Genomic DNA, 11909 nt, shown 5'->3' with positions numbered 1-11909 from the left:
GCTATTCGACCGTCACGTCGGCATGGCGCACGGCAATGATCTCGTTGCCCCGGATCATCCGAACGTAGCCCCGATAGTCGCCCTTGGCCCATCCGGTCACTGGCGCGCGCAGACCGTAAGCACGCATCGCCTGCGCCTGATCCGTGTCAATCCGTGCGGTATGCTCAAAAACCGAACCATCCGGGCCAGTCAGGGTCATTTCGATCCTGTCATAGCGATTGCCATGAAAGGCGTGGGCATAAAGCACCATCGAGTCTTGTGGGGACAAAGTGGTCCGACGTGCAGCGCCGGATTGCACCGCGCTCAGTTCGGGAACCGCATCCGACATGCCAACGGTGAACAATCCGGCGTCTGTGTATTTTGGCGTGTCGAGCCAGAGCGTGTCGACCGGGATGCTGCACGCGTTGTCCTGTTCGGGGGCAAACGGGTCTATGACCTCGACCCCGCGGGTGATCGTCAGGTGCAGATGCGGATAATTGGTCAGGCCGCTAAGCCCGACCTCGCCCAGAATTTGACCTCTGAGAACGCGCTGACCGGGGGTGACGCGCACCGATCCGAGCTTCATGTGGCAATAAACGGACTGGTAGCCGTTGCCGTGGTCGATCCTGACCGCGTTGCCGCATTCCTGGCCGTTCAGATCGGTTCCGAGGATGTATGGCTGGTCCGGGCGGGTGTTGCGGATCGCCTCGACCCGGCCATCGGCTGCGGCGATCACGCGCACGCCGGTGTCCATCTGGTCAAAGCTGAGCAAGGCAAAATCGGTGCCGCTGTGCCCATCCCTTGTCTTGAGGCCGCAATGGAAATCGGACGCTCCCCCGGTCGGGTCAACATCCGGGTAATCCTCGATCACGCAGGTTTCGCCCAACACGCAGTCCAGCGGCATGCTCAAAAAGGAAACGTCCGCCACAGCAGGTGTGGCGGACGTGATGATCAGTGCGATGACGCTGCGGATCACTCCGCCGTCAAAAGCGGGGGTTTCTTGCTCGACAGGCGCGGATTGTCCGGCCCGGCCGTTTCCAGGAGCAGCTTGCCGTCCTCGACCGAAACACGGACGACGCCACCCTTTGCCAGTTTGCCGAAAAGCAGTTCTTCCGCGAGCGGCTTCTTGATGTGCTCCTGGATCACGCGACCCAAGGGGCGCGCGCCCATCTTGTCGTCGTAACCCTTGTCGGCGAGCCATTCGGCCGCAGGCTTGGTCAGTTCGATGGTCACGTTGCGATCCATCAGCTGTGCTTCGAGCTGAAGCACGAACTTTTCGACCACTTGCAGGATCGTGGACTTCGGCAGCGGCGCAAAGGAAATCACCGCATCCAGACGGTTGCGGAATTCCGGCGTGAACGTGCGTTCGATCGCCGCCGTATCCTCGCCCTCGCGACGGTCGCGGCCAAAGCCGATGGCCGCCTTCGCCTGTTCCGAGGCACCCGCGTTGGACGTCATGATCAGGATCACGTTACGGAAGTTGACAGTGCGACCGTTGTGATCGGTCAGCGACCCGTGATCCATGACCTGCAACAGGATGTTGTAGACATCCGGGTGCGCCTTTTCCATCTCGTCAAGCAGCAACACGCAATGCGGATGCTGGTCCACACCATCGGTCAGCTGACCACCCTGGTCGAACCCGACATACCCCGGAGGCGCACCGATCAGACGGCTGACCGCGTGCTTCTCCATGTATTCGGACATGTCGAAGCGCAGCAGTTCCACACCCAGAGTATCCGCCAGCTGTTTCGCCACTTCGGTTTTACCCACACCGGTCGGTCCGGCGAAAAGGTAGTTGCCGATGGGCTTTTCCGGTTCCCGCAGACCGGCGCGTGCCAGCTTGATCGCCGATGACAGCGCCTCGATGGCGGCATCCTGACCGAACACCACGCGCTTGAGGCTGGCCTCGAGATCCTTGAGCAGTTCGGTGTCGTCCTTGGACACGTTCTTTGGCGGAATGCGGGCGATCTTGGCGACAACGGCCTCGATCTCCTTGGCACCCAGCGACTTGCGCCGCTTCGATTCCGCGAGCAAGTGCTGTGCCGCGCCGGCCTCATCGATCACATCGATGGCCTTGTCGGGCAGCTTGCGATCGTTGATGTAGCGTGCCGACAGTTCCACAGCGGTCTTGATCGCTTCGGCCGTGTATTTCACGCCATGATGTTCCTCGAAATAGGGCTTGAGGCCCTTGAGGATCTTGATCGTGTCTTCGACCGAAGGTTCGTTCACGTCAATCTTCTGGAACCTGCGGCTGAGTGCGCGATCCTTTTCGAAGTGCTGACGGAATTCCTTGTAGGTGGTGGAGCCCATGCAGCGCAGTTTGCCGCCCTGAAGCGCGGGCTTCAGCAGGTTGGAGGCATCCATGGCGCCGCCAGATGTGGCACCCGCACCGATCACAGTGTGGATTTCGTCGATGAACAAGACGGCATCGTCGTGGTCTTCGAGTTCCGTCATGACGGCCTTGAGACGCTCTTCGAAGTCGCCACGATAGCGGGTGCCTGCCAGCAGAGCACCCATGTCGAGCGAGTAGATCGTGGTCTTGGACAGAACCTCTGGCGTTTCGCCCGACACGATCTTGCGGGCCAGACCTTCGGCGATCGCCGTCTTGCCAACACCGGGATCCCCCACAAGAAGCGGGTTGTTCTTGCGGCGGCGGCAGAGCACCTGGATGCAGCGTTCGACTTCGGAGTCGCGGCCGATCAGGGGGTCGATATCGCCCTTGCGCGACTTCTTGTTCAGGTCGACGCAATACTTGGCGAGCGCCGATTCCTTCTGTTCGCCCTGCGGTTCCTGCGTCTGCGGTTCTTCCTCGTTTTCCGAGGCACCAGTGACCGGGCGGCTTTCGCCATAAGCCGGGTTCTTGGCAACGCCATGTGCGATGAAGTTGACCGCATCGTAACGGGTCATGTCCTGATCCTGCAGGAAATAGGCGGCGTTCGATTCGCGTTCGGCAAAGATGGCGACCAGCACATTGGCGCCGGTCACTTCGCTGCGGCCCGAGCTTTGGACGTGGATCGCGGCGCGCTGGATGACGCGCTGGAACGCGGCGGTCGGAACCGCCTCGGAGCCTTCGATGTCGGTCACGAGGTTGGACAGATCGTCATCGATGTAATCGACAAGCGTCGTGCGCAGTTCCTCTGTGTCGACCGAGCACGCTTTCATCACGCGAACCGCGTCGGGTTCGTCGATCAGCGCCAGCAGCAGATGCTCCAGCGTTGCGAACTCATGTGACCTCGAATTGGCCAGCGCCAAAGCCGAGTGGATTGCCTGCTCAAGGGTATTCGAAAATGAAGGCACGGTTGAGTGCTCCTTCTTTTGTGTGTTGTATCGCGGGGTACGACACAACTGTCATCTTAGTCTTAAACTGTGGTCGTTACTTGCAAACCTTCAAGTTTTTTCTTCGTCTTGACAGGGTACACATGCGCGATTGCCCACAAGTTCTTGTGAATTTGCCTCAGAAGCGATCCTTGCGGGCTCGAATTTCGGCGAATACGTCGACCGGATCTTCACCGATCATGTCCAGATGGGCTTGGATCGCGGGATCAGCGGCGCGCAAGAACGGATTGGTTGCCACTTCTTCGGAGAGTTTGCTCGGAACTGTTGGTTCGTTGCTTTCACGCAATGAACTTATACTCTCTATCCGCGCTTTCAAGTCGGGATTGTCGGGGTCGATGCTGATTGCGAAGCGGGCGTTGGCCTGGGTGTATTCGTGGCCCGAACAAATCAGGGTTTCGGGATCGAGCGCGGCCAGCTTTTGCAAGCTGTTCCACATCTGCGCCGCCGTGCCTTCGAACAGACGTCCGCACCCAAGCGCCATGAGGCTGTCGGCAGTAAAGGCATAGCCTGAGGCCGGAACGACGAATGCGATATGCCCGATGGTGTGGCCGGACACATCCAGAACATCCACTGTCTCGCCACCGAATTCGAACGCGTCACCCTCGGCCACCTCGCGGTTGAGGGGGGGCAGACGGTGCCTGTCCGCAGCCGCACCGGTGATCTTTGCATCGTGTTTCTTGAGCAGATCCTCGACCCCGCCGATATGGTCATGGTGATGATGGGTCAGCCAGATCTCGGTCAACGCCCAGCCGCGCCTGTCGAGTTCGGCCAGAATGGGTGCCGCGTCGGGCACATCGATACACGCCGTTGCGCCGCTGTCACTGTCATGAAGAAGAAAGGTGTAATTGTCCGACAGCGCGGGCAAGGTGACAAGTTCAAGGGGCATGGCGTTTCTTTCCGTGGTGGTTACACTTGGGTCAATCTAGGCCAAAAGTTTCGGAGGCCCAAATGCATCTCGACGTTCATCGACTGCACAGCTTCTACTATCGCAGTGCGATCGGTCGGGTGGCGCAGCGCGTGGTGCGGGACCAGGTGACGACCTTCTGGCCCGAGGCCAAGCAGCAATCGGTCGGCGGTTTCGGGTTCGCCGCACCCTTGCTGCGGCCCTATCTGGCAGATGCGCGACGCGTCATCGGCTTGATGCCCGCGCAGCAGGGCGTGATGCCTTGGCCCGCAGGTCTGCCAAATGTGTCCGTGCTTTGCGAAGAAACGCTTTGGCCGATCGAGAATGGCCGTTTTGACAAGCTGATCCTGATGCACGGTCTGGAAACCTCTGAACGGCCATCGGCGCTTTTGGAAGAATGTTGGCGGGTTCTTGGTCCGGGGGGCAAGGCGCTCTTCATCGTGCCCAACCGTTCGGGGCTTTGGGCGCGCTCCGATGCGACACCGTTCGGCTTTGGGCGACCCTATTCGATGGGCCAGCTCGAGGCGCAGCTGAAGGCGCACAACTTTGCACCGCAGCGGCATACGGCGGTGCTGTATCAGCCGCCCTCGACCCGACGGTTCTGGATGAAGACAGGACCATTCTGGGAAAAGATGGGGCGCAGCGTGTCGGCGCTGATCGCAGGCGGGGTGCTGATGGTCGAGGTGACCAAGACCAACCCGACGCCAAGAGGCACGCGGGCGGAAAGCCGCATCCTCAAACCTCTGGGCAGCCTCGTTCCGACGCCATCGGCAAAACCGGCGAGAGCGCGGGTTCAGGGCAAGACGACGGCATTTGACTCCCGAAAATCCTGAGAGTGTTTTCACACTGCCCGCTTTTTGTGCAGATGCAGCACCTGCTCGGAGATGCAAAAACAGGCAGAACCGGGTGCTTTGTGCGCACAGGAATCGCCAAACATGACCAATCCTCTCGGAAAAGATGCAACTTTCTTGCGCGCATTAGGTCGCACTAACGGTTAAGCTACTGTAAACAATAAGGATGTGGCGGATTTCAAAATCACCATACCGTGTTGCCGGTTGAGGAAGCCTCTGCTACATCCGCGCTGATTTCTATGCCTTGCGGCATTTGCCAAACTGAAAACGTCTCTGACCACCGGCATTCGGGGGATCGGAGACAGAATAGCGGAAGGGTGGACGTGTCTGAAACAGCATCCATTTCCTCTGGCATCGCGGATCGCTATGCCATGGCGGTCTTCGACCTCGCCAAAGAGGGTAAAGAGCTCGACAAGCTCGAAGAGAATCTCGACGATCTGTCGGCCGCACTTGCCAGCAGCCCGGACCTGACCGACTTGATCCACTCGCCTGTATACAGCCGTGATGCGCAATCGAATGCGATCACAGCGGTTGCCGCCAAGATGGGTTTGACAAAGACGATGCAGAACGTCCTCGCGCTGATGGCGTCCAAGCGGCGTCTGTTCGTCCTGCCGCAGATGATCAACCGTCTGCGCGACCTGATCGCGGAAGAAAAAGGCGAAGTGACTGCGGATGTCGTGTCCGCTGTCAAATTGACCGCCGCACAATCCAAAGAGCTTGCCAGCACGCTGACGGCGAAGGTTGGCAAGGCCGTCAAGATCAATGCGACCGTTGATGAATCCCTCATCGGCGGTCTTGTCGTTAAGGTGGGCTCGAAGATGATCGACACGTCGATCCGCTCCAAGCTCAACTCCCTTCAAAATGCTATGAAAGAGGTCGGATAAATGGGTATCCAAGCAGCCGAGATTTCTGCGATCCTAAAGGAGCAGATCAAGAACTTCGGGCAGGACGCCGAAGTCACCGAGGTGGGCCGCGTCCTTTCCGTTGGTGACGGTATCGCGCGCGTTTACGGCCTCGACAACATTCAGGCGGGTGAAATGGTCGAATTCCCCGGTGGTATCCGGGGCATGGCGCTGAACCTCGAAGCCGACAACGTCGGTATCGTGATCTTCGGCTCCGACCGCGACATCAAGGAAGGCGACACCGTCAAGCGCACCAAGGCCATCGTGGACGTGCCCGTGGGCGACGAACTGCTGGGTCGCGTTGTTGACGGTCTTGGCAACCCGATCGATGGCAAGGGTCCGATCAAGACCACCAAACGTTCCATTGCAGACGTCAAGGCGCCGGGCATCATCCCGCGTAAATCGGTTCACGAACCCATGGCGACCGGCCTCAAGGCCGTTGACTCGATGATCCCGATTGGCCGTGGCCAGCGCGAGCTCATCATCGGTGACCGTCAGACCGGCAAGACCGCCGTTGCTCTGGACGCGATCCTGAACCAGAAATCCTATAATGACGCTGCTGGCGACGACGAGTACAAGAAGCTGTACTGCATCTACGTTGCCATCGGTCAGAAGCGCTCCACCGTGGCGCAGCTGGTCAAGAAGCTCGAAGAGAGCGGCGCAATCGAATATTCGATCGTGGTTGCGGCCACAGCGTCCGACCCTGCTCCGATGCAGTTTCTCGCACCTTATGCGGCCACCTCGATGGCCGAGCACTTCCGCGACAACGGCCGTCACGCGCTGATCATCTATGATGACCTCTCCAAGCAGGCCGTGGCCTACCGCCAGATGTCCCTGCTGCTGCGTCGTCCGCCGGGCCGCGAAGCCTATCCGGGTGACGTGTTCTATCTCCACTCGCGCCTGCTCGAGCGGTCTGCAAAGCTGAACGAAGACAACGGCTCCGGGTCGCTGACGGCTCTGCCGATCATCGAAACCCAGGGTGGTGACGTTTCGGCATTCATTCCGACCAACGTGATCTCGATCACCGACGGCCAGATCTTCCTTGAAACGGAACTCTTCTACCAGGGTGTCCGTCCTGCCGTGAACACCGGTCTTTCGGTGTCTCGTGTGGGGTCGTCGGCCCAGACCAAGGCGATGTCGTCGGTTGCCGGTCCGGTGAAGCTCTCGCTCGCGCAGTACCGTGAAATGGCGGCCTTCGCCCAGTTCGGCTCCGACCTCGACGCCTCGACACAGCAGTTGCTGAACCGGGGTGCGCGTCTGACCGAGCTGATGAAGCAGCCGCAGTATTCGCCGCTGACCAACGCCGAAATCGTCTGCGTGATTTTCGCGGGCACCAACGGCTATCTCGACAAGGTCCCGCTCAACCGGGTCAAGGATTTCGAGGCTGGTCTGCTGGGTCACATGCGCGGCAAGCGTCAGGACATCCTCGAGTGGATCACCAATGAAGATCCGAAGATCAAGGGTGATGCCGCCGACAAGCTCAAGGCCGCGATTGACGAATACGCCGCCGACTTCTCGTAAGGAGACGAGGCAATGCCAAATCTCAAGGATTTGAAAAACCGGATCGCGTCGGTCAAATCGACCCGCAAGATCACCAAGGCCATGCAGATGGTGGCCGCCGCAAAATTGCGGCGGGCACAGGATGCTGCCGAAATGGCACGTCCCTACACCGAGCGGTTCAATGCCGTGATGGGGGCGCTTGCCGCCAGCGTCGGCGACAGTGACACCGCGCCCCGACTGCTGAGCGGGACGGGCAAGGACGACGTGCATCTGCTTGTCGTACTCACGGCCGAGCGTGGTCTGTGCGGGGGCTTCAACGCGAATATCGCGAAGCTGGCCAAGCAGAAGGCGACCGAGCTCAAGGGCAAGGGGAAGACGGTCAAGATACTGACCGTCGGCAAGAAAGGCCGCGAGGCCATGAAGCGGGACTTCGGCAACCTGTCCGTCGGCCATATCGACCTGAGCGATGTGAAGCGGATCGGGTATGCGGATGCGCAGGGCATCGCCAAGGATATCCTTGGTCGCTTTGATGCAGACGAATTCGACGTGGCCACGATCTTCTACGCGAAGTTCGTCAATGTCGTCAGCCAGACCCCGACGGCGCAGCAGATCATTCCGGCGACGTTCGATGCGCCCGAAGAAGGCGATGCGACGGCCAACATGCTCTACGATTACGAGCCGGACGAAGAGGCGATCCTCGCCGATCTTCTGCCGCGCGGTGTGGCGACGCAGATTTTCGCGGCGCTGCTGGAAAACGGAGCCTCCGAACAGGGGGCCCGGATGAGCGCGATGGACAACGCCACGCGCAACGCGGGCGAAATGATCGACAAGCTCACCATCGAATACAACCGTTCGCGTCAGGCCGTGATTACCAACGAACTGATCGAAATTATCTCGGGCGCCGAGGCGCTCTAAGAACCGGAGACGAAACATGGCAAACGCAAAAGGCAAAATCACGCAGGTGATCGGCGCCGTCGTGGACGTTCAGTTCGGCGACCACTTGCCGGCTATTTTGAACGCGCTGAACACCGACAACAACGGCAAGAAGCTTGTTCTGGAAGTGGCACAGCACCTTGGCGAAAACACCGTGCGCACCATCGCGATGGACGCAACCGAAGGCCTTGTTCGGGGTCAGGAAGTTGTCGACACCGACGGTCCAATCTCGGTTCCGGTGGGCGCTGCAACGCTTGGCCGTATTCTGAACGTCGTCGGCGAGCCGGTTGACGAAGGGGGCCCGATCGAGGCGGACGAGTATCGCCCGATTCACGCATCCGCGCCGGAATTCTCGGAACAGTCGACCGAGTCCGAGATCCTCGTGACCGGCATCAAGGTGATCGACCTGCTGGCACCCTATTCCAAGGGCGGCAAGATTGGTCTCTTCGGCGGTGCCGGTGTGGGCAAGACGGTTCTCATCATGGAACTGATCAACAACATCGCCAAAGTGCACTCGGGCTACTCGGTGTTCGCGGGTGTTGGTGAACGGACCCGTGAAGGCAACGACCTCTATCACGAGATGATCGAATCCAACGTCATCAAGCCGGACAACCTCCGGGAAAGCCAGGTGGCGCTTGTCTATGGTCAGATGAACGAGCCTCCGGGAGCGCGTGCGCGTGTCGCCCTGACCGGTCTGACACTGGCCGAGCAGTTCCGCGACCAGTCCGGAACCGACGTTCTGTTCTTCGTGGACAACATCTTCCGCTTCACACAGGCCGGTTCCGAAGTGTCCGCCCTGCTGGGTCGTATCCCGTCCGCTGTGGGCTACCAGCCGACACTGGCGACCGACATGGGCCAGATGCAGGAGCGCATCACCTCGACGAAGGCAGGCTCGATCACCTCGATCCAGGCCGTTTACGTCCCTGCGGACGACCTGACCGACCCGGCGCCTGCAACCACCTTTGCGCACCTCGACGCGACAACGGTTCTCAACCGCGCCATTTCCGAACTTGGCATCTATCCGGCGGTCGACCCGCTCGACTCCAACTCGCGCCTGATGGACCCGACGATCGTCGGAGAAGAGCATTACCAGGTGGCGCGTGACGTGCAGGGTATCCTGCAGCGCTACAAGTCGCTTCAGGACATCATCGCAATTCTCGGCATGGACGAACTGTCGGAAGAGGACAAGCTGACCGTGGCCCGTGCCCGGAAAATCCAGCGTTTCCTGTCCCAGCCGTTCGACGTGGCAAAGGTCTTTACCGGCTCCGACGGCATCCAGGTGCCGCTGGAAGACACGATCTCGTCCTTCAAGGCGGTTGTGGCCGGTGAATATGACCACCTGCCCGAGGGTGCCTTCTACATGGTGGGCGGCATCGAGGACGTGAAAGCCAAAGCTGAAAAGATGGCTGCCGACGCTGCATAATCCGGGCGCTCTTCAGCCCTCGCGGGCTTCCTCGCGAGGGTGCCCGTAGGGGCAGACGAGCGCACCACCCAAAAGGAGATCACACATGGCAGAGACCATGCAATTCGATCTGGTCAGCCCCGAGCGCAGCCTGATGTCGGCGCAGGTCAAATCTGTGCAGATCCCGGGTGCCGATGGCGACATGACCGCCATGCCGAACCATGCGCCGCTCATCACGACGCTGCGTCCCGGTGTTCTCAAGGTCGAAACGGACAAGGGCATAGAGGAATTCGTCGTGACAGGCGGCTTTGCCGAACTCGGTGAAAGCCTGTCGGTTCTTGCCGAACGCGCAGTTCCCAGGGCCGATGTCGACCAGGCCACCTATGAGGCGATGGTGGACGAGGCGCAGGCCGCGTACAACAAGACCAAGGAAACCTTCAAGAACGACACGGGTCCCGTCGATGACGCGGCCAAGCTGCTGGCTGACATGGTCGCCGTGGGCACGCATATCGGCCTGTCACCGAAACAACCGTCGCTCTGAGAGCGCGTCCGTTTCCAGAATGAAAGCCCCGCGAGGATGCGGGGCTTTTTTCGTTTTTCCCGCCTTCGCCTTGCGGTAGAACGGCCAGACGCAATGGGGCTTTCCTATGCAGATCTTCAACAGCTCCCGCATTGGGGTCGCACAAGGTTCGGTTGACCTGTTCTCGGATTTCGAGGAAGGCGGCGACATGTGGACCGGCGAAGGCTCGCGGGCGCGCAGTCAGTGGATCGCGTTTGATCGGCCCTTTGCCGTGCCGCCCATGGTTCACGTGTCTCTGACGCTTTGGGATATGGACAGCGCCCGCAATGTCCGTGCAGATCTGGCCGCTGAGAACGTGACGGAAACCGGATTCGACGCGGTGTTCCGCACCTGGCTGGACACCCGCGTCGCACGGGTTCGGATTTCGTGGATGGCGATGGGCGCGGTGATCCATGACGACGATTGGGACGTCATCTGAAGCCCGGATCCTAAGCTTGAACCCGACATGCAACAGGTGGGCGCAGGCCCACCCGATCTCGCGTGTTGGTTTGGACTTACAGGATACCCTCGTAGATCGGGCCCAGCGTTTCGGTCTCGAAGAGCGACGATACCGATGTGCCGTTCCAGATGTTCAGGATCGCCTGCGCGAACATCGGTGCCGTTGGAACGATCCGGATATTCGTGGCGCCAGACACCGCTCCAGTGGCCTGAATGGAGTCGGTGATCACCAGCGATTTCATCACCGATTTGGTGATCCGCTCCACCGCCGGTCCCGACAGAACGCCATGCGTGATGTAGGAATGCACCTCGGTCGCACCATGCTCCATCAGGACTTCGGCGGCTTTGCACAGCGTTCCGGCCGTGTCGCAGATGTCATCCACGATGATGCATGTCTTTCCGGCCACCTCACCGATCACGGTCATCTCGGCAATCTCGCCAGGTTTCTCGCGGCGCTTGTCCACGATCGACAGCGGCGCGTTGATCCGCTTGGCGAGTTCACGCGCACGGGCCACGCCGCCGACATCCGGCGACACCACCATGATATCCGACGTGTTGCCCTTGAACTGCTCGAGGATATCGAGCGCGAAGATCGGCGAGGCATAGAGGTTGTCGACCGGGATGTCGAAGAACCCCTGAATCTGCGCCGCGTGCAGGTCCATCGTCAGAACGCGCTCAATCCCGGCTTCGGCGATCATGTTGGCGACCAGTTTGGCGGTGATCGGCGTACGGGCCTTTGACCGGCGGTCCTGACGGGCATAGCCGAAATAGGGGATTACGGCGGTGATGCGTGCAGCAGACGACCGGCGCAGCGCGTCCGACATGATGAGCAACTCCATCAGGTTGTCGTTGGCCGGGTTCGATGTGGGCTGGATGATGAACATGTCCTCGCCGCGCACGTTCTCGTAGACCTCGACAAAGATTTCCTGGTCGTTGAAGCGTTCGACGCGGGCATCGACCAGCCCGACGCTCATGCCGCGATACATGGTCATGCGACGCGCGATGGCCTTGGCAAGTGGCATGTTCGCATTGCCGGAAATCAGTTTGGGTTCAACAATGCTGGGCATGGCGGCAGGCTCCATTG

General features: G+C 60.1%; 11 protein-coding genes. 7 read left to right on the top strand and 4 right to left on the bottom strand.

Going from position 1 to position 11909, the window contains the following annotated elements; all coding sequences use genetic code 11:
• Position 1: 1 nt before the first annotated feature.
• From IEV82_RS01535 to gloB, 3 genes are all read right to left on the bottom strand, one after another.
• Positions 2-955, bottom strand: a complete 954-nt coding sequence (locus IEV82_RS01535; protein ID WP_229747630.1) for a M23 family metallopeptidase — start codon at positions 953-955, stop codon at positions 2-4.
• Complete coding sequence (clpA, locus tag IEV82_RS01530) at positions 952-3276, bottom strand: ATP-dependent Clp protease ATP-binding subunit ClpA (RefSeq protein ID WP_188480185.1); 2325 nt, start codon at positions 3274-3276, stop codon at positions 952-954. Before clpA ends, IEV82_RS01535 begins: the two co-directional genes overlap by 4 nt.
• Positions 3277-3433: 157 nt before the next feature.
• Complete coding sequence (gene gloB, locus IEV82_RS01525) at positions 3434-4201, bottom strand: hydroxyacylglutathione hydrolase (RefSeq protein ID WP_188480184.1); 768 nt, start codon at positions 4199-4201, stop codon at positions 3434-3436.
• Positions 4202-4263: 62 nt separating this feature from the next.
• Between gloB and IEV82_RS01520 the strand changes: the two genes are divergently transcribed.
• The 7 genes from IEV82_RS01520 (at position 4264) to IEV82_RS01490 (ending at position 10805) form a co-directional block, all read left to right on the top strand.
• Positions 4264-5052 carry a methyltransferase domain-containing protein gene (locus IEV82_RS01520; RefSeq protein ID WP_188480183.1) on the top strand — a complete coding sequence of 263 codons (789 nt, stop codon included), beginning with the start codon at positions 4264-4266 and terminating at the stop codon, positions 5050-5052.
• Positions 5053-5387: 335 nt separating this feature from the next.
• Complete coding sequence (locus IEV82_RS01515) at positions 5388-5954, top strand: F0F1 ATP synthase subunit delta (protein ID WP_188480182.1); 567 nt, start codon at positions 5388-5390, stop codon at positions 5952-5954.
• A complete protein-coding gene (gene atpA / locus IEV82_RS01510) occupies positions 5955-7493 on the top strand; it encodes a F0F1 ATP synthase subunit alpha (protein WP_188480181.1) in 1539 nt (512 codons plus the stop codon).
• A gap of 12 nt (positions 7494-7505) precedes the next feature.
• Entirely contained in the window at positions 7506-8387 is an 882-nt protein-coding gene (locus IEV82_RS01505; protein WP_188480180.1) for a F0F1 ATP synthase subunit gamma, read from the top strand.
• A 16-nt stretch (positions 8388-8403) separates the two neighbouring features.
• Positions 8404-9828, top strand: coding sequence for a F0F1 ATP synthase subunit beta (gene atpD, locus IEV82_RS01500; RefSeq protein WP_188480179.1), 1425 nt, complete (start codon positions 8404-8406; stop codon positions 9826-9828).
• A gap of 85 nt (positions 9829-9913) precedes the next feature.
• The gene (locus IEV82_RS01495) at positions 9914-10348 is read left to right on the top strand and encodes a F0F1 ATP synthase subunit epsilon (RefSeq protein ID WP_188480178.1); all 435 of its coding nucleotides are present in this window, start codon (positions 9914-9916) and stop codon (positions 10346-10348) included.
• Positions 10349-10454: 106 nt separating this feature from the next.
• The gene (locus tag IEV82_RS01490; protein ID WP_188480177.1) at positions 10455-10805 is read left to right on the top strand and encodes an H-type lectin domain-containing protein; all 351 of its coding nucleotides are present in this window, start codon (positions 10455-10457) and stop codon (positions 10803-10805) included.
• 76 nt (positions 10806-10881) lie between these two features.
• On the opposite strand, the gene IEV82_RS01485 is transcribed toward IEV82_RS01490, so the two are convergent.
• Entirely contained in the window at positions 10882-11892 is a 1011-nt protein-coding gene (locus tag IEV82_RS01485; RefSeq protein WP_188480176.1) for a ribose-phosphate pyrophosphokinase, read from the bottom strand.
• Between the last annotated feature and the right edge of the window lie 17 nt (positions 11893-11909).

This window comes from Marivita lacus (assembly GCF_014637725.1).
Lineage (GTDB): Bacteria > Pseudomonadota > Alphaproteobacteria > Rhodobacterales > Rhodobacteraceae > Marivita > Marivita lacus.
Note: the sequence above shows the minus strand (reverse complement) of the source record. Positions and strands in the feature narration are given on the sequence as shown.

Coding starts and splice junctions, on each gene's coding strand:
- gloB (WP_188480184.1), bottom strand. CDS start 4,201: ATGCCCCTTGAACTTGTCACCTTGCCCGCGCTGTCGGACAATTACACC.
- atpA (WP_188480181.1), top strand. CDS start 5,955: ATGGGTATCCAAGCAGCCGAGATTTCTGCGATCCTAAAGGAGCAGATC.
- IEV82_RS01520 (WP_188480183.1), top strand. CDS start 4,264: ATGCATCTCGACGTTCATCGACTGCACAGCTTCTACTATCGCAGTGCG.
- IEV82_RS01495 (WP_188480178.1), top strand. CDS start 9,914: ATGGCAGAGACCATGCAATTCGATCTGGTCAGCCCCGAGCGCAGCCTG.
- IEV82_RS01505 (WP_188480180.1), top strand. CDS start 7,506: ATGCCAAATCTCAAGGATTTGAAAAACCGGATCGCGTCGGTCAAATCG.
- IEV82_RS01485 (WP_188480176.1), bottom strand. CDS start 11,892: ATGCCCAGCATTGTTGAACCCAAACTGATTTCCGGCAATGCGAACATG.
- atpD (WP_188480179.1), top strand. CDS start 8,404: ATGGCAAACGCAAAAGGCAAAATCACGCAGGTGATCGGCGCCGTCGTG.
- IEV82_RS01490 (WP_188480177.1), top strand. CDS start 10,455: ATGCAGATCTTCAACAGCTCCCGCATTGGGGTCGCACAAGGTTCGGTT.